The following is a 25968-nucleotide window of genomic DNA, read 5'->3' as shown; positions in this document are numbered from 1 at the left end:
GGCCGCAGGTGCCGCATCCAGTGTGAGCCGACCGCCCGCAGGACGAGATGCCGGAGCTGGCGCCGGTCGGCCTGTCGGTGGATGAGCACGACGAGTACCCCGCTCGAATCGTGCTCATCGAACGGGGAGGTGGTTGCTGCAGAGCGAAAGAAGCTGGGGTCGCTCAGAAGCAGTGTGGGGCGATGGCCTCGAACACGCGGGGTCTCGTGACAGATGGCACGGCGCGGTCAGCGTGCTCAGCTCTGGGGCTGCGGCCATGAAGAGGGATCGCCACATGAACAGATGTGCTGACTGGATCCAGTTGTGTGCGTGGAGGATCGATGCCAGTGGCGTCACGGGGTCTCGTGAACAATCTCACCGTGCACAGTCGCGTTCGGCCAGGGTGCGTAGCCGTACTAGGTGCGCGCATCGATCGGGAGTGCACTCTCGCGGACGTGCCGGGAGAGGAGAACGGAGAGCCGGTCCTGTTCGACCTCCGTAACCGGCTGGTGACGGGAGGGGTCGACGAACCCGAATAGAGCCCGTGCGCGCCTGCCGGCGAATCCGCGCGCAGCGACGGCGTCCTCTGCTGCACGATTCGTGCGATGTCGACCTTGCCGGCACGGAATCGACGGGGGATGCGGCCGGTGAGTCGGCGTAGCAACGCCCGAGGTGTACGAGAGAAGGCAGCTGCGGTAACAGCGTCGGCCGGGATGCTCGGCTCGGCGGTGTCGGGGACGATCAGGTCGTCGAAGGACAGCTGACCGTTGTCCACGGCGCGATCCTGGGACTCGGTCTCAATGTCGTGCTCGACGTCCAGGGTTTCGAGCTCGACGACAACCTCATCGAGCGCCTTCTTGCGCGGTGGCTTCGTTTCGAATGCGTCGCGGACCCCGAGGTTGAGCGCCAATTTGTGGACGTTGCGGTAGTGCATGCGGAGGATCTTGCCGAGGAAGTTCATCGACTTGCCCTGCTTGGCACCCCGCAGGACGATCGCTTCACTTTCGGCGGCGCTGAATTCGTGCTCGCGGAGCAGCCCGGGGTCGTGGAAGGCGAGCTCGACAACATTCTCGTCTGGCCTGTCCAGGTCAGATCTGTTGTCGTCAGTGGCCTCCGGTCGCTTGGCGGTGTCGGGGATCCATTTGAGGGCGGTGTCGTCGGCGTGGATGTCGGCGTCGGGGTATCCGTCGTAGTCCCATGCCACCCCGGCGCGGACGACTGCGCACGGGCCGATGCCGTCGAGGATTTCGACTCGGGTCCGGGTGCGGCATGCTTGCACGAGGGGGCAGGTAGCGCAAACAGCAACGGCGCGTTGACGATCCGACGTTTCGTCAGACTCGAACACGTCGAGGATGGCGTCGCAAAGACGGTCAGCAGAATCGGCGACACCAATAGGGTCGCCGAGCACAGCTGTGCTCATGGTGTGTCCTATGCAAGTTGTGTGGCAGATCCGATGGTGATCACTCTAGCGCACTGCGAGCGAAGTGGTGGGATGCGCTGCTGTTTCGGTGGCCCCGAGTTGCGTTGCAACACACGGAGAAGCGAAATGTCACCGTTGGACCATGACCTACCGATTCGCCACCATCGGATGCACGCACGCCGGCTACAGCACCCGCGGCATGCGGATGCACCGCCCCACCGGCTGGAATCTCCGCGTCGTCGACGGCCAACTCGCATACAGCCAGGCCGTCACTCAGATCATCGACGCCGGCTGCCGAGGTCTGTGGCACGGAGGAGACGTCACTCACTGGTCCCGCCCACTGCCGCGCGACGTCGAATCAGTCCAGCGTCTCGACGACCTCATCTTTGACGCGGGACTCTGGAACGGGAAGAACAGCGGCAACCACTGCGCAGGCTCGGGTGCAGACCTTTCCGCCGTTGCCATGTTCGACCGACCCACGATGAACGCCTTCACCGTCTATCCCGACAGCCGCCGCGCGCCGGAAGACAGCGTCGGCCCGTACCCCGGCCTCTACGAGATCCACCAACCCGACCCCGATCAGGCCATCTACCTGCACGTCGTAAGCCACTACGGTCTCGACCCGGATCTCCGCAACCAGGGCATCCACATCGAACCGGAGCCTCTCGACCACGGCATCAACATCTTGTGCTCGCACGGCATCTTCGTCGGGGACGAACGCCTCTACAAGGCCGCCGAACGGCACGGCGCCGACCGCCTCGTCCCGACCGAGTGGGTAACCCGAGGGTTCGACCTCACCCTCCTGTCGGACTTCCACACGCCCGGCCCCGTCAACGGATTCGGAGACCCCGATGGGCGTGGTCAGGTCTGGTACACCGGCTCGACGGTCCGCCGCGGATTCTCCGACGACGAGTCGCCCCGAGGATGGCTCCAAGTCGACCTTCCCGACGCCGGCGCACCCCACGTGACACTGCGCGAGATCTGGCAGCGCCCACAGCGTGACTTCGACCCGATCGACGCCACCACCATGACGGTCACGCAGATCAACGACCTGGTGCGCGATCGCCTCGCTGCACAGCGCTGGATCGACGCCGAGTCGGAAGCTCTCACCGGCGACGGCGGATGGATCCTGCGTCAGCGCATCGTCGGCGCCACACCGCAGCAGCGGCAAGGCATCTACGAACTCGCCGGGGAATGGGCGAATGCAGCACGCGACGCAGCGTACTGGTCCACCACCTTCGAAAACCCGCTCAGCGGAATCTCACTCGCGCAGCCCACCCACGAACAAATCTCGATCACCGAGCGCGTCGTCGACCTGCAAGTCGCGCTCGACCACCGCACCGATCACGGAAACGTCGGCAAGACCCTGCGCGACGCCCCCGAGTCTCTCCGCGAAGCCGCCCTTACCCAGGCCCGCGCCGCACTCGGCGCACCCTGCACGGCCTGACACTCGGAGAATCAAACCCCTACCCTCCCACCACCAAGACATGCCGATGCGCACAATCGACATCCGACCACCACAGAGGAGCAGCCATGTCGCCCACAGTCGACGATCCGTTGACGGACCACGGCCTACCCGTGTTCGTGCTTCCTGACGGAACGGTCCTGCCTTCGACCGATGCACACGGAAGACCGATCGCAGGATTCAACGGTCTGGCTATCGGGACCGGCCCCGACGGTGAGATCGTGATCATGCCCTCGGACTGGTCGAGCAGTGACACAGATGTGGACTGGACGCCGTTTTCAGGAGTCGTCCACAACGGTGCCGCGGTCGTCGATGTACCTGTCGCAGCAGCGGGTGAGACGCAATCGGCTGTGGCGGCGCCGATGTCCCCGGAGTCGTGGGGCGACTCGTTGACGACCGTGCTCGTGTCAGTGTCCGTGCTGGCCTTCGCGGTCGCTGCCGTCCTGGGTGCCAGAATCTGGCGTCGCATGAGTCGGTCCTGATGAGAGACGACCTCGACCAGGTCTCTGATCGGCAAGGACCGGATCGTAGTCATCCGCTGTGCCTCGCAGGCTCGCCGCGCTGGGCAAACCGAGGGTGAGATCGGCGTCTGTATCCAGCCGGACTGTGCCTCGGAACCGATCCTCAGACCTGCTCGGAGGTGTCCACGCCGACGCAGTCCGGCAGAGTCGGTGGTGGACGGTTGCGAGGTGTGCCGCCCACCAGCGCTCGGGCGCATGTTTGTTCTCTGGAGCAAGTGACGTGCAGGACCGCCTGCTCGCTGCCATGTTCCGTGGACTCCGTCGACGGTTACCACAGTGCCAGGGGCGTGCCGGCGTCCTCTGCGGCCCGGATGCGTGCCTCGATTCGGGCCGCGCTGTCGCCGTTGCGCAGCCCTGCCCGTACCGCTTCGGCGATTGCACGACTGCGCCCGGCCGAGCCGCGCACATCGGCGAGAGGCGAATTGAAATTGCGGCGCCGACGCAGGTACTCGATGCGGTTGGTGCCGTTCGTACCGAGCCGCATGTGCCGGGGATTGGTGCAGGCCGCGTAGTCACATTGATGACAGACGGTGACGTCGTCGGTGGCGGCCCAACCGAGCCTGGGGATCACGTCGTATTCGAGTTGATAGGCGAACAGATGAGCCGGGACGGTCCCGCGGCGTTCGAGTCCGATGTTGCCGGCTCGGAACGAACCGTGGCCGGTGGAGCTGATGGCACCGATGAACGGCCAGCAGGTTTGGGGACTGCGGCGGTAGCGCTTGGCTTCGAACCGAGCGACGACCACCGGATCGGACAACCACTGCCGCCACAGGTCGGCCGGCACCCGCACCGGGCGACGATCACCGAGTAGAGCCAGCTGCTCGCCGCGGTCGGGCACTCCCTCGAGGTCGAGCATCAGACCGCTGTCCACCGACACTGCCCACCACCTTCCTCCGGCCACGCCCCTCCGATCGTACGGGCATTTCCGCAGGTCGGCGAGACATACTCGATGTCGGTGTCACGACTGAAACACCCACCCCGAGCCGTTCGTAGCGTCACAGGCATCGACAGGCACCATCACGAAAGGGACCGGGATCATGCTGCGGTTGAAGTCGCTGGAGATCACCAACATCCGCTCCGTCGAGCACATGACACTCGATGTGGACCCGGACGGCACGACCGCTCTGTACGGCCCCTCGGGGGTCGGCAAGTCGGGCATCCTCGACGCGTTGCCGTGGTGCCTGTGGGGAGACACCGGGTCAGCCGGATCGGCAGCTGCACTGCGCCGCGAGGGATCCACCGAACCCGCCCAGGTCACCGCCACCGTTCTCATCGGCAGCGACGAGGTCGTCGCCGTACGCCGGATCACCCGCTCCGAGGCCGGTGTCGAATCCGCGTCGGCGAAACTGTGGATCAACGGCGTCAAGCAGTCGAACGTCACGCCGGCGTCGTTGACCCGGATCATCACCGAGCTGACCGGGCTGACCGCGAAGACGTTCCGCGGCGCGTTCTACATGGCGCAGGGGCAACTGACCGAACTGATGACGGGCACCCCTGCGAAGGTGCAGGAAACGTTCGAAGAGCTGACCGGCCTCGACGACCTGACCAAGCGTATCCAGGGACTGCGTGAAGAGTGCAAGGACGCCGCGGTCCGGGCCGAGGCACTGCCCGGTGACCCGGCCGAGGTGAAGCGAACCGCCGACGACGCCGAGGAAGCCGGGGCCGAAAGTGATCGCCTGCAGCAGGAATGCAACCGAGCCGCGGCTGACGCTGCCGAAGCCCGGACCATCTGGGATGCCGCCAACCAGCAGGCGAAGGAACTGCAGCGCGCCGAACGCCTCGCCCGCGATTCCCGCGAAGCCGTAGTCGGCGCCCAGGCACTTGCAGCGGACGCCGGGCAGGCTGTCGACGCGGCCCGCCAACGTCTCCACGATCTCGGTGAGGCAACCAGCGGGGATCACGAACCGCGGGGCGCCGTCGCCCGCCAGGCGTGCACCGATCTCGAACACGCGCTCGGCGAACTGACCCGCCGCGGCACGGAACTCAAGTCCGCCGCCGGGCAGGAGAGCAGTGCCCGGACCGCCGCCGAGCAGGCCCGCGCCGCACACGCGGCCGTCGACCCGGATGCGTTGGCCGCCGCGGTGACCGCCGGGCAGGCCGAGGTGGAGGCCGCGCGAAGTGCACACCAGGAGGCCCTGCGGGCAGCGCACGTCGCCGACGCCGCCGTCGCCCAACGCGACGAGGCCATCGCGACGCTCTCCCGCGCGATGGACGCTGCCGCATGCCCGACCTGCCGACAGGACGTCGGCGACGTCGCCGCCCTGATCGACGAGCAGCGCACGATCCTGGACCAGGCACGTGCGGAGGCGACGGCCGCCCACCAGAGGGCAACCGCGCTGGACCGGGCCCTGCTCGACACCGAGACCCGGCTGCGCAAGGCCCACGACGCTCTCGCGAACGTCGACAGCCTCGCGCGCGTCGCCGAGCACGCGGAGGCCGCGGCCAGCGCCGCGACCCGGCACGCCGACCAGGCCGCCGGGTCGCTGGCCGAGCTGGTCGCCACTCACCAGAACGCACCGGCACCAGCCGGGCGGGACGAGATCCACCGGGCAGCGCTCACCGTGCACGAGCAACTGACCGCACAGCTCGCCACCGCACGCACGGTCACGACGGCATGGAATGCGTTGGCCGACGCCCTCACCCGGGCGGCTGCTGCCGGCGAGCGCGTCGAGGTGGCACGCGCCGCGGTGGTGGACGCACCGAGCCCCACCGACGTCGCGGCCGCCGAGTCCCGCGAAGCAAACGCACGCGCCGCCCTCGACGCTGCACAGGCACGCGCCGCGGACGCCGCAGCGCACGCCCAGGCCGCGCGCGCCACAGCGATGCAACTCGACGGCATCGCCGACGATGCCGCCACCCGATGGGAGCTCAAGAGAGAGGCCGCCGAAAAGGCGGAGATCGCCCGCATCGCCCGTGACATCGGAATCGCCCTGCGCCGAGATCTGCTCGCCGAGTACTGCGCCACGATCTCCGCAGCAGCGACCGACATCCTGACCCGACTGGGCGGAGAACATGTGGGGTTCGTGATCGACGAGACGTTCGTACCGCAGGTGGTGTTGCCCGACGGGACAACCCGCGCCACCCGGCAGCTCTCCGGCGGCGAGAAGGCCCGCGCCGCGGTGTGCGCATTCATCGGGTTCTCCCGCCAGCTCGCCGGCGGTGGCAAGCCCGGCATGCTGTTCGCCGACGAAATTACCGCCTCGCAGGACGAAGCATTCCGGCGGGACATGCTGACGATGCTGCGCGCCCTGGAAATGCCGATGATCGTCGTCTCGCACACCGCCGACGTCCTCGACATCGCGTCGCGGGTGATCCGCCTGCAGCGCCCGCCACTCGGATCCACCCAGCTCGCCGCGTGATCAGCGGCCACCTCGGCTGTCGATGATCGCGATGTCAAGACAGCCGGGGTGGACCATCGCTCGTCTACCGTTCGACCGCTCCACCACCCTTCGAAAGGATCACCACCTCGTGCTCGCCTACGGATACGTCGGATTCCCTGCAGGGTCAGGGAACTCGTCAAGTGCAGCGATAGACCTGGTGCTGCTGCGTGACGGGACGCCGCGACGCTGCCACGGCACGATCGGCGCGTCTGCCTGGGAGTCCACACCCACTGGATATGACTCGCTGCTCGACGGGATCCTGCAGCTGGGGTCGAACGTCGAAGACACCCGCGACCGAATCGGCGACCCAGATTCGCTGCCGATGCGCGTGATCGAACTCGCCGACACCGTCACCGACGACCGGGTCCCGAACGCCTTCATGGTCGCGTACTTCAAGTCGGACGACCCCGACAAGCAGATCGAACAGTTCGCCAGCGCCGCCTTGGCCGCCGGTAGCGACGCCCCCGCGGTGGACTGGGACAGCGACCCCGCCGGCACCGACCTGGAACCGGCAACCGCCTCCGACCCCGACCAGACGTACAGCACCCCGTCCGGGGACCCCTACCTCCCGCGGATGGTCGGCGGCATCGTCGACGTCACCGTCGTGCGCGCCGCCATCGCCCACGGGTGGACCGTCGGCCTCGCCGGCGAACCTGGCTCAGGCAAGACCACGCTCGCGCAGGTCGCAGCGCCGGACCTGCTGCAGTTGACGTTCCACGGCGAGACAACCGTCGAAGACATCGTCGGCCGCTATAACCCCGATCCGACTGCACCGTCGGGGTTCGCCTGGGTCGACGGGCCCCTGCTGCAGGCCATGCGGGAAGGACGTCCGTTCCTGGCCGACGAGCTGCCGCGCGCGCCGCAGGAAGTGCAATCAGTGTTCCTCTCCGTGTGCGATCACCGCCGCACCTACATCGACACCTCCAACCCCCATGTCGGTCAGGTCGACGCCGCCGACGGCTTCGCGGTGCTGATCGCGTACAACCCCGGCTCCGGGTTCGGGATCCCCGAGGCGCTGCACGACCGGATCGCGTTCACCGTCACCGTTCCCACGGACCTGTCGACCGCGGAGAACCTCGGGGTACCGAAGGCATTCGTCGACGCCGCCCGCGCCCTGATGACAGCGAACGACGTCGCACGAGCGAAGAGCCTTGAGTCGGTGTGGGTGCCGTCGCTGCGCGCTCTGCTGAAGGCCCGCGACATCGCCCCGGTACTCGGCATCGGCTTCGCAGCACGATCGTTGGTGTCGGCCTGCCCGGAGCCGCTCCTGCGCGGCCGAGTCGCCCAGGAGCTGGAAAAGCACCTCAGCCTGGGTTCGGGCGAGCTCGGCGTACTCGTCGCCCAGTCCTGACCAACACACACATCCGCACCAGAATCGGGTGCATCGAGAAGGGAATCCGCAGTGGGGCCGCAGAGTTGGGAGCTGACCGGATGGTCGGCCACCGAATGGGCACGGCAGATCGCCGGCCGCGGCGACGTCACCGTCACCATCGACGCGACACCGGGCGGAGTCGACGTCGACCCGACATCCGGGCAGATCCGCATCGACCCGCACGCGGCAGAGCTGTCCGTCGACGGTCGCGGACGCGTTCCGACGACCAGGACGCTCATCGATCGCCTGTCCCACCCGATCCTGGCTGGCCTCGTCCTCGACGGAGCCTCACGCGCAGCGCATTCGCGGTGGCGCGGCCGGGTCGGCGACGACGTCCCGGCGGGGGTGCTCGAGGTCGCGTGGGCGCTCGACGCCGCGCGTGCGCACCGCAGGCTGATCATCCGCAGCCCGAGGTCACGGCTGTTCCTCCGGGCGGCCGCCCCGGTGACGATGTCGGTCGTGGGGTCGCCGCGCGTGTTGCTCGAACGCGCGCTGCCCCAGGTCGACGCCGGGGTGCTTCCGCGGTGGGTGGGTGAGCGGACTCGCCCGGTCGTGGAGGAGGAGTTCGGCGCCGACGTCGTCGCCGAGTGCACGCAGATCTGGCGTCAGGTCCTCGCTCTGCGTGACAGCGACGAGGAGCAGTTGTTGGCGTTGTCCGAGCAGTGGTGTCGGCTGCTTCCGGATGCGGATCCCGACAGTGGAAGTGGGGCAGGCGCCGGTCCGGGGGAGGGCGCACTGCAGTCGGTCGGTAGCGACGACCTTTCCGGGGCTGCCGGCGACGGCGTCGGCGGTGACCCCGGGGCCGACCCGAGCGACCCGGAAGCGGCCCCGGGGGAAGGCGCCAGCGATGTCAGCGACCGACTCGACCCCGGCACCGGGATCGGCTCGGGCTGGACAGACCTGCTGCGCGACCTGGTCGCGGAGACCTTCGCCGAGGCAGAACTCGAACTCCACCAGGCGGTCGGCCCGCAACCGACACCCGAGAAGCGCGCCGACAACACCCAACGCGACCTCGCCGCGGCCGCAGCACGAGCGGTGTTCGACGCGAAGGCCCCCACCCGCATCCGGAACCGTCCGCCCACCGACGCGGAGATTGCCAAACGCGCCGCGATCGTGCACCGCCTCAAACGCGCCCAGTACGAAGCGCCCCGCCAGGTCACCGAACACGTGGCCTACCCGGCGGGCAAGGCCCGCACGAGCGGACTCGTCCAACGCGCAGCGCAACGCGCCAACGGGCAGGTCGTCACCGCGACCCCCTGGCGCCGCAACCGGCGCAAGGTCGCCGAGAAGCCGCCCCTGCACGTCGGTGTCGTCGTCGATGTCTCCGGATCGATGGACCGCTGGCTCCCCGCCGCTGGCACGGTGATCTGGTCCCTCGCGGAGGCCGCGGCGGAGCTCGGCGGCACCGCAGCAGCCACAGGTTTCGGCGGCACCGTCACCGCGCTGCTCGGACCTCGCGCCCGCGCGAACCGAGTGCCCGTCGTCCCTGGTGGATCGTCCTCAACCGGGTGCGCCGAAGCGATGTCCGCGGTCACCGCCGGCGCCGACCTCACCACCGCCTTCGGGGCCCGCGTCCTCGTCGTCCTCACCGACGGTGAACTCCCCAGCCACGAAGCCTCCGCCATCGAGGACCGCGTGCGCTACCTACGCCGAAACGACGTCCATGTCGTGTGGGCGCTGACCGGTGACCGCGAGCGAGCCTCGGTCATCCCCGAGGACACCACGGTCGTCGACCACGTCACCCCGAACGACTTCGCCGGACTCGTCTCCGACGCCATCGCGATCGCACTCGAACGAACTCACCGCTCCCGTGGGGTGGCCTGACAGTGACAGCGGGACGCTACGTCGCGACCTCCTGGATGCCGTTGACCAGCGCGCGTGCGTGTCTGGGGCGCTCCGTACGGTTGATGGCTATGACCCTGCGACCCCTCGGAACAGACCCCGATTCCGGCCAGCTCAAGCAAGAGGTTGAGCGCTGGTATTCCGAGGAGGATGCACGTCACTGGATGGGGGACGGGTTCAACGCCCGCATTTTTCTGGAGCGCATCAGCGGGCCGGGCACCAGCGCCGTCGACGACCAGCGCAGCAACCACAGGTGCGCGACCCTCGGATGGGTGCTGTTCGACGACGCCAACCGCCCGGTGGCATTCATGGGTGGGGATGTGACGGTCAAGCGGGCACTCACCACAGCCGAAGATGGCCAGGTGATATGGAAAAAAGACGGACCACGAACGCTGGGATTCACGTACGTCGTCGCCCCAGAGCATCGAGGTCAGCGCTACGGCCGAAAACTGGTGCGCGCTGCCCTTGAACACGAAACCCTGGCCGAGGTCGATGTTCTGAGCTGCTCGATCGATCGGAAGAACGAGGCCAGCGTGAAGTTGATCCGAGGAATTCCCGAGTTCCGGGAAACGGGAGGCGACGACAAGTCCGCATTCTTCGAGTACGAGAGGTCGACCAGGCCGCACTCAGAATGAACGCTGTTCGAGGAGCGCTGTCCTCGCGTACCCGTCTGCTGGAGAAGGTGCCGCGCATGATGCCGAGCACCTGAATGCTCCCCGGCAGAATGTGAGGCCCTCCGTGACCGAACCGACCGTCCGTCACCCGATCAGCATCGAAGACGCCACCCGCCTCGACCCCGCCCAGATCGCACCCCCGATCGTCGTCACCGACGGCGAACACACCGAGATCGGTTCCGCCCACGGCCGAGTCCTGCCGCTGATCGGCCACCGCCGCCCCTACATCTACGACGTGTCCCTGCCCGACAAACGCCGCGTCTACGCCGACACCCCCGAAGACGCGATAGCAGTCATCATCGGCGGTGACTACGCCGAGAAGCTCGCCGCCCTACGCGATCTCGAATCGTCGATCGACGACACCGCGATCGACGAGGCATGGCTGGCCCTGGCCCGCCTCCGGCACGCCCACGCCGACAGGCTCCGACTGGCCCTGCAGCAGCAGATCAACGACCTGGCCCAGCGGGACGGCAGCTGGGACCACCTCGACGCCGAGGAACAGCAGCAGCTGACCAAAGCCGCGGACCCCGACGGCCCCTATCCGGTGGGCGTCCTCGAGGAAATCCCGTTCGTCGACGAGGAAGACCACCTGCGCACCCGGATGACGGGTGTGTGGTCCGCGCGGGTGTCGCTGGTCCTCAACACCGGTGACTACGACCCCTACTCGAACACCCCGCTCCCGCTGTCGGAAATGACCCGCGACGGCGTGGTCGTGCCGGGCGACCCGAACCTGGTCGTCCTCGACATCGGCGACAGTGTTGCCTACCTGGAGTCCCTGGAGAAGGCCGGCTGGCTGACCATGTCGGTGTTGCCTGCCGAGCAGCCCGACCCGATCTTCCGGGGCATCAACCCGAGCTGACCGCTGTCCGCCGAGGTCATCTCCACCGCGAGACGCTGTGATTCGACCTCCGCGACACCGGTGCTGTCGGTGCATGCCGCCAGGATGAACAGCAATCGGATCTGCCACACACCCCTAGCGAGGAAGGAGTCGGCGCGGCCAAGATGCCGCCGCCGGTAGCAACATGGTTTGCAGAGAGAACAAAGCGAGGTCGACCGCAATCCGCCTCGCGAAGGAAATGTGCAAGGCACAGGGGCTGGGCTCCCTGCACGACCGTGAATTGCAGTCCGCCATTCACGAGCGGCAGCATCACTTCGACGGCGCCCCACCGATGACCACTGAACAGCAGATCGCGTTCGTCGAAGGCCTGCGCCAGCAGATCGAGAACGATCCGTCGATCTCGGAGCGGGAGAAGTACCGGCAGAGCTGGGATCAGCCCGGAGTGATTACCCGCCTCGACACCGAACTTGACCGCCTCAAGACCGGGATGTATACCGACCGCTTCGGTAACAAGACACCGCTGACGGACGCGCAGAAAAACGCCGGCAACCAGCTGCAGGCAATCCAGTACCTCGGAACCATGGTGCCGCGCATCCAGTCCGCGAAGGCCACGTACTTCGAGATCAACGCTCGGCACACCGGCCGCAGCATCGGTGAAGTGCAGGCCGAGTGGGATTCGATCATGGCGCGCCAGGGAACCGGCCGCGGCAGCGTCGGTATCTCGTTGAAGGATTCGTGGCGCGACGATCTCGCGGTCGCAGGCCTGTCCGCGCAGGGACAGGCTGACATCGGCCAGTCCAAGCGAGCCCGGGATGCCCTGGCAGAAATGGAAGAGCGGCGCCTCGCGCACCTGGCGAAACAGCCGAGCCGCCCGACGATCCGACCCGAGCACCGTCGTGTGTACGCGCAGTCCGCCAACCCGAATGTGCGGTGCGAACAGTGCGGCCAGTTCGGTCACGAGCAGCCCGCCTGCCCGAACGGTGACCTCGCCGCCCGCCGGAAAGAACTGCAGGCCGAGCACCACGCCGCGACCAACGCCCTCAAGGCCGCATCGGTGCAGCAGGTTCTCGACTCGGGGCAAGAGCCGGTCTATCTGCGCCGCGACGGCGTCGAGGTCGGCGGCGATGAAGCGCGCCGGCTCCTCGAGCAGGACCGCGACAGCTTCGCCGGCGGGCAGCCGATCACCACGGTCGCCGAAGCGAACGCGCGACTGAAGGCCGTCGCCAACAGCGACGCCGAGCTGCAGCAGCAGATGGCGGCCCGCACCGGTGGGGTGTCGTCGTGGGTGCAGGAGGTCGCGTACAACGAGGAGTCCGGCCTGATGATGGTCACGACCGCGCCGCGGACCCGCAAGGACGGGCAGGTCTCGCCCGGAAAGACGTACCCGTACCGCGTGTCCAAGGAAGAGGCCGCGCAGATCCTCACCTCCGATGAGGTCGGCCGCGCGATCTCCAACACCGTCATGCGCCGCGGCAACGGCAAGACCAACGACGCCTACCACTGGGAGAACGCTGCCGACGCGCAGGCCGCGCAGGAGCAACGCAAGTGCCCGACCTGCGGGCGGTGGGCGTCGATGACGTCCTCGCATGCGTGCCCGGTTCCCGGCTCGGCGGCCGCCGACAACAGCATGGCCGATCGCGCGCAGCAGACGCACTGGCGAGCCCAAGCTCGTGCGGCACGGGAAGCCGGTCTGGAACCGCCGGCGCCGCCGATGCAGCGGGTCCACTTGATGTCGCAGCGGCAGTTCAAGCTCCCCGGCGGTGGCATCGCGAATGTGCCACCGCCGCGCGATGTCCGCGACCAAGTCGCCGCTGGCCGCGCGGCCGCCCCGTCGGTCAGCTTCCGGTACCCCGAGGCGACTGTCTCCGGGCAGGCGACCGTCTGGCGCGACGAGTCCGGCGTCGACGTCGTGTCCCCGTTCCCGCAGGCCGGTGGGAACGGGATGCGCTGCACCTGCGGGAAGTTCAGCAGTGGTGGCCGCTGCGAGCACATCGGGAAGGCGCTGCACAGCCTCGGTGACGCGTACGGGGCCGCACCGACCGGGGACACCGCGCTGCGGCCCGGGGTCTCGATGGCGGAGCTGCGCCGCGAGCGCACGTCCGACACCGCCTACGACGCGCCCCGCGCACCGCTCGAGCGCATGAACTACTCACGCATCCAGAACCTGCGCGCCCAACGCCAGGACACCCACAAGGAAGGCCTGTTCGAGAAGCAGCGTCGAGGTGAGCCGATCAACACCCCGTCGGTGAAGCCACCGAAGAACACCGAAGGCCAAGCGGTTGCCTGGCCGACAACGTTCGAACGGGAAGGCAAGGGCGGCGCGAACTCCGACCGCCCCACCGACCTCAACGACGTCGCCGACGTGCAGTACCGGCTCCGGGCCGCACTGTTCGCCCGCACCCGCACGCACTACTCGGTGCTGCGAGACAAGGACGGCGGGATGCGGATCACCATTCCGAAGGCGCGGCGTGGCAAGGACGGCACGATCCCGTTCCCCGAACGGGCTCGCCTGGCGGACACTCTCGGTATCCCGGCGCATCTGTCCCGCGCGAACGGCGTGTACATCCCCGCGGACACGTCGTGGCGGCACGAGATGCTGTCCCGCGCGTACGGTGACACGCCGCCGCCGATCCGGGCGGCCCGCTACACCGTCGCCTGACGTACGCACCGAAATGCCTGTGGCCCCGAAGAAATCTTCGGGGCCACAGGAGTGTGGCGCGTGACTCTGGCGTCAAATAGAGTTGAGTGTCTGTTCGTACGCCGACAGGATTGCGAGGGAACTGTGGAAAGCGACTTCAATCGCCTTTCGGAAGCGCTCTTCCAACCATATGTTGATGGGTGGTCGCAGGCGCGTCGCGATCGTATTCAGCTAGCCCTCGTCGATGGTGGACCTGTTCTGGAGACGGACGTAACCGAGCTCTTGATGGCGATGTCCGGGGACCTGGAACAATATTTCCTGACGATCGTCTGGGACACGGTAGGGCTGGGCGACCCGCCTAAGCGCGCGTTCGTGGTTGACAGTCGATTTTTCGTTAGCCGTTTTCCTTCTCCCTCAGGGTGCAAACACGTTCCTGACATGTGCGTGGTTCGAACTGACGAAACTGGGGAGCCACTGGAGCTTCTGGTTGTCATCGAGGCAAAGGGAAACGCTCAGGTCAACGGAGATCGGGGATACTGCAAGGCTAGGGGTTCGACCTACTCGAACCAGGCAATAGCCTATCCGGCCGGGTGTTGGACCAGCGCAAACGTAGACAAGGCGAAGATGCTATGGATCGGTCCGGATTACGCCATAGGCCATGAGCGCGGACCCTGGGGAACGAAGGGACTGATCCCGTCGGACGTCACTCGTTACGACCTGGGAACGGCCTTTGCTGAGCAGGAAGCGGCACGAGAACGGTGGATAGGGCTCGGGTGGGGTGAACTGTCGGACAAGCTCCGTTCGCACCCAGATGGTGGTCTCGTTGCGAGAGTGCTCGACACGTGGAGTCGGCATTTCGTCTGACGGAGCATCGGAGACGCTGTGTGATCACTGCTATCGAGACCCTCGAAGACCACGATGTCGTCGACCCGAACACTGGCCCTGCACCGATGAGGAAGCTTGCAAACTCGTCGGCAAGGTCGCCGAAGCTGCTGTCCGCTACCAAATTCCCGGTCCTGATCGTCAGGAATGAGTGGACTCAACTGGCTGCGGTACCGCAGGTTTCGGGTGCCAGTAGTCCGCGACGACCTACCTCTGGGCAGCACGGATCCAGTCACTGAACTCAACACAACCGCCTCGATAGGCTGCAGCAATGAGCATCGAATCCTGGATTGTCGTCGCAGTTCTCGTGGCATCCGCCCTCGGCCTCGCACGCGTACTGTGGACGAACTGGGGCAAGCACACCCCCGCCCCCACCAACGGTCCGGTGATGCCCACTCTGAACGGTGACGCCTCCAACCAGAACCAGAATCCGATCGTGTAGAACGCGACGGCATCATGCCGGCGCGCACCGAGATCCCGTTACCTTCTTCGTAGTCCCGCACCGCGGGGCCACGGTCGCCAGGTTCGGTATGACTTTCTTCCCCTGTCTCTCGAATGATCCGGGGGGTGGTGTCGCCGAGCCTGGTGGCATCGGTAGACCGCTGATAGGGACAAGGCCACCGGGTTCGAGGTAGGTCTCTTTGTAACGTGGGTGCCGGGTATCGATGCTGGATCGGCGACCGGTAGGACCGGACGAAAGACTGCTTCATGGACACGAGTTACGCCGTGTTTTGCGGCATCGACGTGGGTAAAAGCGATCATCACGCGGTCGGGCTGGACACCGCCGGCGGCCGACTGTTCGACAAGGCACTGCCGAACGACGAGGCCCGACTACGGGCTGTGTTCGCGGATCTGGCCGTACACGGGCCGATCCTGGTGGTCGTCGATCAACCGAACACGATCGGCGCGCTGCCGGTCACCGTTGCCCGAGCTTGCGGTCACGACGTCGCCTACCTGCCGGGGTTGTCGATGCGCCGGGTCGCCGACCTGTATCCGGGGCAAGCGAAAACCGATGCCCGCGATGCGTTCATCATCGCCGATACCGCCCGCACCATGCCGCACACGCTGCGCCGGGTCGACGTCGGTGACGAGACCCTGACCGAATTCGGTGTGCTCGTCGGGTTCGACGACGACCTCGCCGGCGAGGCGACCCGGGTCAGCAACCGCATCCGAGGACTGCTCACCGGCATCCACCCTGCCCTCGAACGAGTACTGGGACCTCGGATCAACCATCTGGCTGTCCTCGAGATCCTGTCCCGCTATGGCGGACCGGTCGGGATCCGACAGGCCGGCAAACGCCGAATCACCACCCTCGCGGTCAAACGCGCACCGCGGATGGGCGCCAGGTTGGCCGAGGAAATCTTCGCCGCCCTGGACGCGCAGACCGTGACGGTTCCCGGCAGCAAGGCCGCCGAGATCGTGCTGCCGAAACTCGCCGACTCGCTCAAAGAGGTGCTGCAACAACGCAGAACCATCGGTGACGACGTCGAGAGGATTCTCGACGAGCACCCTCTTTCCCAGGTCCTGACCTCGATGCCCGGCATCGGAGTCAGGACCGCAGCACGCATCCTCATCGAGATCGGTGACGGTTCGGACTTCGCCTCGGCCGGGCACCTCGCCGCCTACGCCGGCATCGCCCCGGTCACCCACCGCTCCGGCACCTCGATCCGCGGCGAGCACCCGGCCCGCTCGGGCAACCGGAAACTCAAACGCGCCCTGTTCCTGTCCGCGTTCGCGGCCCTGCACGACCCGACCAGCCGCGCCTACTACGACCGCAAACGCGCCGAGGGCAAGAGACACAACGCCGCCCTGATCTGCCTCGCCCGACGTCGCTGCGACGTCCTGCACGCGATGCTCAAGAACAAGACCTTCTACCAGCCACCAACCGCAGACGCGGCGTGATCACGCCCAGCAGGCGTGCTAACGCACTCGCTTCGCCAGATGGACCAGCGCATAGCCGCCTGGAGTCGGAGTTCGGTGCGTTTCCTGATAACCGAACCGAGAGTAGAGCCGCAGGTTGCCGAGGCTGCGCTCACCCGTGAACAACTGCAGATCAGTGATCTGCTCAGGTAGTCGCTCTTCCACCAGTTCGAGCAGTCGACTGCCCCGGCCCCGGCCCTGCATGTCCGGGGCCACGACCAGCCGTCCCAACTCGGCGATGTGAAGCTCCGGCAGAGAGAGATACACGCGCACGGCGGCGACGAGACGCCGGGAGTCATCGCGCAACCCGAACGCGAGAACGTCGGGCTGCGTCAGCTCGCTCACCAACTCGGCGAAGGGCTGCATCAACGGGGGAAGGTTCACGTCATCGTGGGCCTGAGCCTCAGTCACATACGCAGCCCGCTGCAACGTCAGCAGCTCACCCGCGTCCCCACCCGACAGCGTCACAACGGATTCCATGCACGTCGACTATTCCAGCCCCTACCGGACCGCACTCCAGTGGCATCCCCGAGCGGTTGACATCAACATAGGGACACCCCCCGGCCTCATGGGCACCGCACGGTCGGTCGCCTGACGCTGGCGAAGCGCCCCGCTAACGTCGCGGCCATCCGAGACGCCCCAGGGAGGACGCCCCATGACAACCACAGTCGACACCCTCGACGAACACGACGTCGTCGACCCCAACGCCGGCCCGTGCACCGAAGAAGAAGCGCGCGCACTCGTCCGCGAGGTCGCCGAAGCCGCTGTCCGCTTCGAAGACGCGATGCAGCAGATATTCCGAAGGCGAGCGTGGGAGCCCCTCGGCTATGACAACCCACAGGACCTGATCCTCGGTGAGTTCAAGGACGGCGGCCTGATCAACCCACGCACCGGGAAACCCTATGGGCGCGCGCATATCTACCGCATGGCCCGCACCGCCCTGTTCCTCCACGAGGTGTCCTCCCGCACCGGAGTGGATGCGACTGAGCTGGACGTCGCGGAGAAGGCGCTGCGGGCCGCGAGGGAGAACGGTGTCGACGACGTCACGATGCTCACCCAGATCGAGAACCGCGTCATCGCCGCCGCGGATAGCGGGGAGCAGCCTGACAGCGAGGCCGTGCAGGAAATCGTCGAGTCGGTAATCGCGGAAGCTGCCGGCCGCGCGCCCGCACCGCCGGCCGCGGAGGCGACCCCGAGCACCGATTTCGCAGGAGCGCCGGACACCGACGGCCCAGCTCCCGCCCCGCAGGTCCCTTCGGGCGCGGACGGGGACGTTCCTGCGGCGTCGGAAGGCGATGATCCGACCGACTGGCCGAACACCGATCCCCACCACGAACGCGACACCGGCATCGACGTCAACGTGGACGATCCGTTCGGGGCGTTCGGCGCACAACCCACCGGTTCAATGGCCCCCGATGGGGGACAGTCATGGGCAGAAACCCTCGCTCGTACCGACGACTTCATCCGGTTCACCGACACCCTGCGACTGATCAACGAGATGGGCCGCAAGCTGCCCGAGGTGTCCCAGGTCGCCGAGAAGCTCCCCGAGTTCCTCGACGCCTGCGACGATTCCGAACTGACCGCATTCTCCGAGGCCCTCGACGACGTCGACATGCTGCTGCGCGAGATCCCGCAGATCCGTGAGGCGATCCGCGCCATCCAGGAGTGCACCCAGGACCGCGCCGAAATGATGTAAAGCCCCAGGTCTGTCAGTCCCCGACGACGGACCCGTCGCTGACCCGCCGGTACGGCTGAGAGCCGCAGGAGGACACTTCGACGACAGTTCCGTCTTCGAGGAACACGAACGAGCGTTGCCCGCCTGCCGAGAACGGCAGCGGCCGGGACGAGTAGTACGACGTCCGTCCCTGGTACGCCGCCCACCGGTAGTAGCCGATCGACCGCATGTACTTGGCGTGAGCCTCCGAGACTGCCGCGTATGCACGCATCCATTCGATGCTGGCGCGCTCGTAGCGAGCTGGAACGAAGCCGTAGTGCCACGCATCCGTGGCGATCTCCGTCTGTACCCCGTGCTTCGCGTCAGTGGCGGGCAGGGTTGTGGCCATGGAGCCTCCATAACAGTTGAGAAGTGGGCTCCACGAAGGTCTCCCACGCGCAGCCGATGTGTTTCACTCACCGTCGCGGCGGCTCGCTCGTAGATTCTGTCCGGGATCTGGGGTGACTTGGCTCGTAATGCACGGTCGATTCGAATGGAGGACAAGGCGAGTGGCGAGAAGTCGACGGGCACGGCTGGGACGAGCGCTGGAGAACACCAGTGCCCTGCACCTCAGCGGGCGGACATGGGACGACCCGTTCGACGGTGATCCCGACGGGACGGAAAAATCCCTGGTGGTCGAGGTCGAACCATTCCCCACGGATATGAACGGGACGATCGTCCTTGGCAACTCATCGAGCCCGGCACCAGGCGCCGGCGTCGCCGATTCCGCCGACGACAGCGACACCAACTGACGTGGCAGAGCACGGCCTATCGGTTTGAAACACCCACGGCGACCGGTTGCGAAAGTTGTGTCATCACAACAGCACAGCGAACGGCAGGAGCAGCCATGAAGCGCAAGACCGTCGGCGGAGACGAACGAGACGCCTTCACCCGCGTGAGCCGCCGGGCCACCAACTGGAAGCCCGGAGAAGTGAAGCGGATTAAGGAACGCGCCAACCGCCGGGAACGTCGAGCAGTACGACGCGAACTCGCCGCCTGATACACGAGAAGGGTGTCATCCCAGAGGTTCCTCTGGGTGACACCCTTCTTGCGTTCGTGCTTTCTACGCCTATCGGCGCTCCCGGAGTGCTCACCGTGATCAGCGGACGGCTGCGGCGTCGGCGACCGCTTCGAACCCCGGGACCGTCAGCACAGCCAGGACGACCGTCGCGGCTGTGAGAGCCGGAAGCAGCACGATCTTCTCGAACGGCCCGTTCGCGTGGATCCGCAGCAGCGAGGGCAGCGTGAACTCCCACCAACGCTTGCCGTTCACCGTCACCAGCGGCGCGAGGAACGGAATGCCCTCACGGGTGATGCCGTCGCCGATGCAGTGCGTGATGCACCCGAGCGCGACAGCGACCCCGAGGGACACCGAACCGGTCTCGGCGGGGAATGCCTGCCACGCGATCACCGACAGCAACGCGGCCGCGAGTGTGACGGCGAGCCAACCCTGCTTCTTCGACCAGTCCCCGGCCAGCCCCCGAATCGCGAGCCCGAGGGTGACGAACAGCGTCCCGACAATCGCCGGCTTCCCGAACGTCGCGACCAACATCGACACAACCACGCCCAGGACCACTGCGAACAGCAGCGTGTGAGTGAGGGTGCGGTGTCCGTCCGAACGGGTTCCGTCGCGCCGGGTGCCGGTCAACCCGTGGAAGGCCGCGGACACCGCATTGATGCACTCGGACGCCATCTGCGAGACCACGCCGAACGACCGGGCCACTGTCGACTGCGGGTGATCGAGATCGGGCAACAGCGCTGATCCCGCACAGACCCCCGCCCAGGCGAACGTCTCGGCGAGCGAGGACGGACCACCCCAGCCGGTCGGGAGGACCGCAGCGGCCGCGAGTCCGACCGCGGCGCCGGACATCGCGTGTGTCGGACCCATCACCATGACGACACCCCCACCATCGACGGGGCGAGGCTCTCGACGGCAGGCTCGCTGTCCGGTGCTGTCACAGGGTTCCCGCCGATCAGGTCGAAAAGGGCCGGCAGCCACTGGTAGGTCAGGTCGGCGATCGTGTTCACAACCGTCTCGAAGAGCCGGACGATGGTTGTCGAGTCCATGCCCTCGGACTCCGACCAGTTCACCCAGCCGCGGAACACGCCGAGGCCGACCGCCACCCACAGCACGTACTTCAGGATGCTCACCCGTCGTTCCCTTCCGATGCCGGTGCGGTGGTCGACAGTTGGTCGCGGATCGTTTCGCCGAGCTGCGTCCCGGCGCCGTCGGTGACCTTCTCAAGCTGTTCCTTGGCGGTGTCACTGCCCCGATCGAACAGCTCGCTGATCATCTGCTGGCCGGTGCGGAACCACCCGTCGTCACCGACTTTGGTGCCGCCGGTCACGTACTGGAAGACCCCGAAGACGATCCCGATGAAGACGATGAAGAACACGACCCGCGAGACAATTCCTTCACGCGGGCCTTTCCTCGGCGGCGCCATCAGCAATCACCAGCAGAGTCGCGGTCCGAGCCGCTGGGCCCTTTCAGCCACTTCTGGACCTGGGGCATGGATACCCGAGCCACCCAAGTGACCACCACGATGCCTATCCCGGCCGACGCTATACGGATACGCCCTTCGGTATCGGCCCGCTGCCAAGATGCCACCACCTCGACCACACCGTCCGGGACGTAGTCCAGCCACAGGATCAGCAGCATGCTCCAGCCCGACAGAACAGTCGCCGTCAGGGCCGCCGCGTGAAAAACCTTCGGCTGACTGGCCCATGCCCGGAGGCGGTCGAGGCGGTGCGAGAGCGAAGAGGTCAGGTTCGGTGTGGTCATCAGGCGTCCTTTCGATTGGTGGCGACAACCGTACGAACCGGCTTCTCCAGTTTGGGGTTCTGTCTCGTGCAGTGATCAGTGGCCCCTGGAGTAATGGAAGGGGGTCGGTGAACGACACAATCTCCTGGAAATAGCTGCACGCACAGATCAGGAAGCTGCCGGTGACACGTTCTTCTGACCCTCGATCGCTTCTGTCCGCGTTCCCTGAGGTGGCGGCCGAGTGGGACTACGACGCGAACGGCGGCCTGACACCGGACCAGATAACGCCGGGAAGCAAGAAAAACGTGGGTTGGAAGTGTAAGGCGTATGGCCATACGTGGCCGGCGTCAGTCGACAACCGCACCAAGGGGCGGGGATGCCCCGTATGCGGAGGTAAGCAAGTACTGGCGGGGTTCAACGACCTTGCGTCGCGGTACCCGGAGGTGGCGGCGGAGTGGGACTACGACGCGAACAAAGACCTCAAGCCAGACCAGGTAACCCCGGGAAGTAACAAGCCAGCGCACTGGCGATGTAAGGCGCACGGACATACATGGGAAGTCCCTATCAGCAAACGCACCCAGAAGAAGCCCCAGGGGTGTCCGTATTGCTCCAACCAGCGGGTCTGGACGGGGTTCAATGACCTTGCGTCGCAGTTTCCCAAGGTGGCGGCCGAGTGGGACTACGAGAAGAACGAAGAGCTCACGCCCGAGGCGGTTGTCGCTGGCAGCAACAAGAAGGCGTACTGGAAGTGCCTGGCGCATGGGCATCGGTGGTCCGCCAAGATTTCCGAGCGCACCCGCGGGGGGACCGGTTGTCCTGTGTGTTCCAACAACGTGGTGCTTCCAGGATTCAATGACTTCCAGTCTCAGTTTCCTCACCTCGTTCAGGAGTGGGACTTCGAGGCGAATTTGGAGAAGTTGGACCTGCGACCTGACCAGATCACCCCAGGAAGCAACAAGGCGGTGTACTGGAAATGTCGGAATCATGGCCACCAATGGAAAACGCAGGTAAACAAGCGTACTCAGAACGGTAGCGGCTGTCCCTTCTGCAGTGGACGACGAGTACTTGCCGGGTTTAACGACTTAGAATCTCGGCGCCCCGGGATTGCTGCAGAGTGGGATCGCGAGAACAATAAGGATCTACGACCTGATCAGGTCACGGTGAGTAGCAACCACAAAGTGCACTGGAAGGGTAGTTGTGGTCACTCTTGGCGAGCCATCATCGCGACCCGCACCAACGGCAACGATGGTTGTCCCGTGTGTCAGAACCAGCAGATACTCCCTGGGTACAACGACCTGAAGACGCACTACCCTGTCGTCGCTGCAGAGTGGGACTACGAGGAGAACAACGGTCGTGGACCGGAGCAGTTCAGTCCGGGAAGCAGCGAGATGATCCACTGGAAGTGCCAGAAGGCCGGTCACCAGTGGGAAACTGTGATCGTAAGCCGCACCCACGGCGGAACAGGCTGCCCGTATTGCTCGGGCAGGCTCGCGCTCCGGGGGGTCAACGACCTCGCCACGACGCGTCCGGATCTGGTTGCCGAGTGGGATTTCGAGGAAAACAAGGGGCGTACTCCGGCTGAGGTTGCTGCAGGATCGGACTTCGAAGCTGATTGGGTGTGCCCGAACGGGCACAAGTACAAGATGAAGGTGCAATGGCGTACCCGCGCTGTTCGGCCATTGGGGTGTCATTGCCAGGGGAGGTACTGGAACGCCCGAAGGTTGGAAGGCTTCGTCGCGGACCTGGCCATGTACACCGACTCGATGACACCGGCCATGTTGTACGCGGTCTGTCAGCAGGCCGGAGTACTGACCTCCTCGAAGGCGGACGTCATCGGGAAAGTCCTCACCGACCCGACACGTTTGAAAGACCTTGTTGCCGAACCTGACACAGGCACACCTGAAGGAGAGGGATCTGACGCACTACCCGAGAACGACGTAACACCCTCTGACGCGGAGGACGAGCTGGATGCGCTCGATCCGGAAGGTCATCTCCCCACCGCGGCGGAAGTGATTGATGCTGCATCCGGATCGGCTGACCTTCCGGCTGCGGACCAACGGAGCGACTCGTCTGTGCTTCCAGAGCTCAGGGTCGAGGACATCCTCTCGATGGGAAAAAAGTTCTTCGCCAACGCAGACGAGGACACAGTCGACTTCCTCAGTGCTGCCGCGGCAGCGCAAATCTGGAAGATTGCATATCGGCTCGACGCGGATACTGTCACCGTCGAAGAGCGGTCCCGCCTCGTGGCGGAGCTGGACAAGACCCGTACGCCCTGCGCCGACCAGTATTCGGAACTCATTCGCGTTCGATTCCGCACGGAGTACGACCAAGCTCTGGAGCTTGTACCGCCGGCGGGGTGGTCGTTCATCCCCCCTGGCGCAACCGAAACAGTGCAACCGAACCTGATGCAACGCCATGTCGCGGTCCAGGTGCTGAACCGGCGACGGGTGGGCAACTGGTCTGGCACGGGCGCGGGAAAAACGGTTTCGGCGATTCTTGCGGCAGGGCTCCTCGATGCGGGAACAGATGGTGGTCTCGTGCTTGTCGTCTGCCCTAATAACGTCGTGTCCGGCTGGGTGAACTCGGTCGAGAACTGCTTCCCTCATGCGCAGGTAGCGCAGCGGACCCTGACACCGACATGGGCAAACGAGCAGGGGCCGCGGTGGCTGATCGTCAACTACGATCGGCTGCCCGGCAATCAAGGCACCCTGAAACAACTTATCGCCGACCATCGCATCGACATGCTCGTCGTAGACGAAGTCCACTATGTGAAGGAACGAGAGAAGGTCAACCCCTCCCAACGCCGAACGGTGTTGGCCGGTGTCGCGGTCGAGGCTGCGCGGTCGAACCCTCATCTCGCCGTGCTCGCAATGTCTGCCACTCCGGTGGTCAACGATCTGCACGAAGCCCGTAGCTTGCTTGAGCTCGTGGAAGGGATGCAGCTCGACGACCTCGGCACAGCACGGTCCGTGCCGAATGCGATGCGAATCCACCAATATCTGACGCGAGTGGGCTCACGGTGGCTACCCAGCTACAGCGCCCAGCTCGATGCCACGACCGTATCGCTCGACGTCACCCATCGCATCGACGACATCATCGCCCTGGGCCGGTCACCGGTGCCGTCAGCGCTGGACCAGTTGCTCGTCGAAGACAAGCTCGATGTGATCGTGGACCACTGCAGTACCACCGGGAAAACCCTGATCTACACCCAATTCGTCACCGGCATCATTGAGCAGATCACCGGCACACTGGAAGCCGCCGGATTCCGAGTCGGCCTGTTCACGGGCCAGGACAAGTCCGGCTATGCACGGTTCATCGGCCGCTGGCCCAATGGTGACCGCATTCCCGATGATGAGCAGGTCGATGTGCTAATCGGTTCCGAAGCCATATCCACCGGTGTGGACGGACTCCAGCACGTCTGCGACACCCTCATTTTCGCGACATTGCCGTGGACCCACGCCAACTACCAACAAATTGTTGGACGCATCCACCGCCAAGGACAGGCGGCAAGGACCGTGAAGGTCGTCATCCCCACCACCTATGCCGACGTTCCTACCGCGGACGGAACAGAGCGGTGGTCGTGGTGCGGGCAACGGTGGGCTCGGGTCGAAATGAAGGAGTCCTTGGCGGACTGCGCCGTTGACGGGGTGGTTCCCAAGGGCGTGCTGGTCAGTCCCACGGAAGCAGCACGAGCGTCGCTCGAATGGCTTCGCAGACTGCGAAATAACCAAATCCAAACGGCCTCGCGCCGGCCACTCGACCAACTCCTCGGCGCCGATGTCGACAGGATGACACCGACAGCGAAGTTCCGCCGTTTCAGTGAACTGTCTACGGTCCACGGTGCGTGGGCGACGACGAGTTCGGTGGTCACTCACACCAGGCTCACCGAGGATCCAGCCGAATGGCATCGTTACCACGCCCTCTACAGGGAAGCACGCAAAAAGTGGGAGGTCGTACCTGCATACGAGTTCGCGCGCTGGCTGAACGAGCGGAAACGGCCATGCGTCGTCGCGGACATGGGTTGCGGAGAGATGCTGCTCGCTGAACGGGTCACGGCGGACCACACCATCCTGCCTTTCGATCATGTCGCTTTCGATGCTCGTGTCACCGCCTGCGACATCGCAGATCTGCCGCTGGACGACGCATCGGTCGACATCGCAGTCCTGTCCTTGGCATTGATGGGGAAGAACCATCCGGACTACCTCCGGGAAGCACACAGGATCCTGCCGGTCGACGGTCATCTCTGGCTGTGCGAACCAACCTCGTCCGTCGGATCAGACGTGGGTCGTCTGCGCGCTGTCGTCGCAAGCTACGGCTTCGAGCTGTTCCGGGTCCAAACTCGGGGCCAGTTCACCTTTGTCCGTGCGCTCAAGTCGGATTCTGATCCGCAGGGAGCCGGTCTTCCCGTGAAGCTAACTGGACACGAATCGTAAGGCGGCTCAGCACCAACGACGTGCGCTATCTTCGGCTGTTCGAACGTCCCCGTGGTGCAGTGCATAACCTGATTGCTCTGCTCCACGGGTCGTCCGCCTCGCCTAGATGTCTTTCCGGAGAGTTCACAG

At 65.8% G+C, this 25968-nt stretch carries 23 protein-coding genes and 1 pseudogene; 16 read left to right on the top strand and 8 right to left on the bottom strand.

Annotated features, from left to right (window positions below; all coding sequences use genetic code 11):
• Nucleotides 1-163: 163 nt before the first annotated feature.
• A complete protein-coding gene (locus RBB84_RS18825) occupies nucleotides 164-1399 on the bottom strand; it encodes a hypothetical protein (RefSeq protein WP_350246438.1) in 1236 nt (411 codons plus the stop codon).
• 142 nt (nucleotides 1400-1541) lie between these two features.
• On the opposite strand from RBB84_RS18825, the gene RBB84_RS18820 reads away from it, so the two are divergent.
• Both RBB84_RS18820 and RBB84_RS18815 read left to right on the top strand, forming a co-directional pair.
• Nucleotides 1542-2846, top strand: a complete 1305-nt coding sequence (locus RBB84_RS18820; RefSeq protein WP_138845951.1) for a hypothetical protein — start codon at nucleotides 1542-1544, stop codon at nucleotides 2844-2846.
• Nucleotides 2847-2932: 86 nt separating this feature from the next.
• On the top strand, nucleotides 2933-3346 hold the full coding sequence (locus tag RBB84_RS18815; RefSeq protein WP_138845950.1) for a hypothetical protein: 414 nt from the start codon (nucleotides 2933-2935) through the stop codon (nucleotides 3344-3346).
• Between the two features lie 307 nt (nucleotides 3347-3653).
• Here the strand turns inward: RBB84_RS18815 and RBB84_RS18810 are convergent, their stop codons facing one another.
• A complete protein-coding gene (locus tag RBB84_RS18810) occupies nucleotides 3654-4262 on the bottom strand; it encodes a hypothetical protein (RefSeq protein ID WP_138845949.1) in 609 nt (202 codons plus the stop codon).
• Between the two features lie 160 nt (nucleotides 4263-4422).
• On the opposite strand from RBB84_RS18810, the gene RBB84_RS18805 reads away from it, so the two are divergent.
• The 9 genes from RBB84_RS18805 to RBB84_RS18765 all read left to right on the top strand — a co-directional run bounded on the left by RBB84_RS18805 (nucleotide 4423) and on the right by RBB84_RS18765 (nucleotide 16913).
• On the top strand, nucleotides 4423-6744 hold the full coding sequence (locus RBB84_RS18805) for an AAA family ATPase (RefSeq protein WP_350246436.1): 2322 nt from the start codon (nucleotides 4423-4425) through the stop codon (nucleotides 6742-6744).
• 178 nt (nucleotides 6745-6922) lie between these two features.
• Complete coding sequence (locus tag RBB84_RS18800; protein WP_193904160.1) at nucleotides 6923-8116, top strand: AAA family ATPase; 1194 nt, start codon at nucleotides 6923-6925, stop codon at nucleotides 8114-8116.
• 51 nt (nucleotides 8117-8167) lie between these two features.
• Nucleotides 8168-9961, top strand: a complete 1794-nt coding sequence (locus RBB84_RS18795; protein ID WP_350246434.1) for a hypothetical protein — start codon at nucleotides 8168-8170, stop codon at nucleotides 9959-9961.
• Between the two features lie 89 nt (nucleotides 9962-10050).
• A complete protein-coding gene (locus tag RBB84_RS18790; RefSeq protein ID WP_193904162.1) occupies nucleotides 10051-10614 on the top strand; it encodes a GNAT family N-acetyltransferase in 564 nt (187 codons plus the stop codon).
• Between the two features lie 103 nt (nucleotides 10615-10717).
• Entirely contained in the window at nucleotides 10718-11512 is a 795-nt protein-coding gene (locus RBB84_RS18785) for a hypothetical protein (RefSeq protein WP_193904163.1), read from the top strand.
• A gap of 217 nt (nucleotides 11513-11729) precedes the next feature.
• On the top strand, nucleotides 11730-14150 hold the full coding sequence (locus tag RBB84_RS18780; RefSeq protein WP_350246432.1) for a hypothetical protein: 2421 nt from the start codon (nucleotides 11730-11732) through the stop codon (nucleotides 14148-14150).
• A gap of 123 nt (nucleotides 14151-14273) precedes the next feature.
• A complete protein-coding gene (locus RBB84_RS18775) occupies nucleotides 14274-14993 on the top strand; it encodes a hypothetical protein (RefSeq protein ID WP_350246430.1) in 720 nt (239 codons plus the stop codon).
• A gap of 289 nt (nucleotides 14994-15282) precedes the next feature.
• Nucleotides 15283-15453 carry a hypothetical protein gene (locus RBB84_RS18770; protein WP_193904166.1) on the top strand — a complete coding sequence of 57 codons (171 nt, stop codon included), beginning with the start codon at nucleotides 15283-15285 and terminating at the stop codon, nucleotides 15451-15453.
• Between the two features lie 266 nt (nucleotides 15454-15719).
• Nucleotides 15720-16913: an IS110 family transposase gene (locus RBB84_RS18765; RefSeq protein ID WP_350246429.1), complete on the top strand. Its 1194-nt coding sequence runs from the start codon at nucleotides 15720-15722 to the stop codon at nucleotides 16911-16913.
• Between the two features lie 18 nt (nucleotides 16914-16931).
• Here RBB84_RS18765 and RBB84_RS18760 read toward each other — a convergent pair whose 3' ends face one another.
• Nucleotides 16932-17411 carry a GNAT family N-acetyltransferase gene (locus RBB84_RS18760; RefSeq protein WP_350246427.1) on the bottom strand — a complete coding sequence of 160 codons (480 nt, stop codon included), beginning with the start codon at nucleotides 17409-17411 and terminating at the stop codon, nucleotides 16932-16934.
• A gap of 175 nt (nucleotides 17412-17586) precedes the next feature.
• Between RBB84_RS18760 and RBB84_RS18755 the strand changes: the two genes are divergently transcribed.
• Nucleotides 17587-18627, top strand: a complete 1041-nt coding sequence (locus RBB84_RS18755; RefSeq protein ID WP_193904169.1) for a hypothetical protein — start codon at nucleotides 17587-17589, stop codon at nucleotides 18625-18627.
• A gap of 13 nt (nucleotides 18628-18640) precedes the next feature.
• Here RBB84_RS18755 and RBB84_RS18750 read toward each other — a convergent pair whose 3' ends face one another.
• A complete protein-coding gene (locus RBB84_RS18750; RefSeq protein WP_193904170.1) occupies nucleotides 18641-18994 on the bottom strand; it encodes a hypothetical protein in 354 nt (117 codons plus the stop codon).
• A 160-nt stretch (nucleotides 18995-19154) separates the two neighbouring features.
• Here RBB84_RS18750 and RBB84_RS18745 point away from each other — a divergent pair, with 160 nt between their 5' ends.
• Together RBB84_RS18745 and RBB84_RS18740 are read left to right on the top strand one after the other, a co-directional pair.
• Nucleotides 19155-19397, top strand: a complete 243-nt coding sequence (locus RBB84_RS18745; protein ID WP_193904171.1) for a hypothetical protein — start codon at nucleotides 19155-19157, stop codon at nucleotides 19395-19397.
• Between the two features lie 95 nt (nucleotides 19398-19492).
• Nucleotides 19493-19645 carry a hypothetical protein gene (locus RBB84_RS18740; protein WP_169918160.1) on the top strand — a complete coding sequence of 51 codons (153 nt, stop codon included), beginning with the start codon at nucleotides 19493-19495 and terminating at the stop codon, nucleotides 19643-19645.
• 99 nt (nucleotides 19646-19744) lie between these two features.
• On the opposite strand, the gene RBB84_RS18735 is transcribed toward RBB84_RS18740, so the two are convergent.
• The 4 genes from RBB84_RS18735 to RBB84_RS18720 are packed head-to-tail and all read right to left on the bottom strand — an operon-like array spanning nucleotide 19745 to nucleotide 21427.
• Complete coding sequence (locus tag RBB84_RS18735) at nucleotides 19745-20539, bottom strand: metal-dependent hydrolase (RefSeq protein ID WP_193904172.1); 795 nt, start codon at nucleotides 20537-20539, stop codon at nucleotides 19745-19747.
• Complete coding sequence (locus tag RBB84_RS18730; protein WP_193904173.1) at nucleotides 20533-20796, bottom strand: hypothetical protein; 264 nt, start codon at nucleotides 20794-20796, stop codon at nucleotides 20533-20535. Before RBB84_RS18730 ends, RBB84_RS18735 begins: the two co-directional genes overlap by 7 nt.
• The gene (locus RBB84_RS18725; protein WP_350246424.1) at nucleotides 20793-21089 is read right to left on the bottom strand and encodes a hypothetical protein; all 297 of its coding nucleotides are present in this window, start codon (nucleotides 21087-21089) and stop codon (nucleotides 20793-20795) included. The genes RBB84_RS18730 and RBB84_RS18725 overlap by 4 nt, the downstream gene beginning before the upstream one ends.
• The gene (locus tag RBB84_RS18720) at nucleotides 21089-21427 is read right to left on the bottom strand and encodes a hypothetical protein (RefSeq protein ID WP_193904175.1); all 339 of its coding nucleotides are present in this window, start codon (nucleotides 21425-21427) and stop codon (nucleotides 21089-21091) included. Before RBB84_RS18720 ends, RBB84_RS18725 begins: the two co-directional genes overlap by 1 nt.
• A 161-nt stretch (nucleotides 21428-21588) precedes the next feature.
• Here RBB84_RS18720 and RBB84_RS18715 point away from each other — a divergent pair.
• Together RBB84_RS18715 and RBB84_RS18710 are read left to right on the top strand one after the other, a co-directional pair.
• A pseudogene (locus tag RBB84_RS18715) lies at nucleotides 21589-21954 on the top strand (zinc-ribbon domain-containing protein); the annotation flags it as partial.
• A 114-nt stretch (nucleotides 21955-22068) separates the two neighbouring features.
• Nucleotides 22069-25839, top strand: coding sequence for a zinc-ribbon domain-containing protein (locus tag RBB84_RS18710; RefSeq protein ID WP_350247689.1), 3771 nt, complete (start codon nucleotides 22069-22071; stop codon nucleotides 25837-25839).
• Nucleotides 25840-25968: the final 129 nt, after the last annotated feature.

Source organism: Rhodococcus sp. D-6 (assembly GCF_040256695.1).
In the GTDB taxonomy this organism is placed as follows: domain Bacteria; phylum Actinomycetota; class Actinomycetes; order Mycobacteriales; family Mycobacteriaceae; genus Rhodococcus; species Rhodococcus pyridinivorans.
The sequence above is the reverse complement of the archived record's forward strand: the minus strand, read 5'-3'. Positions and strand labels throughout refer to the sequence as shown.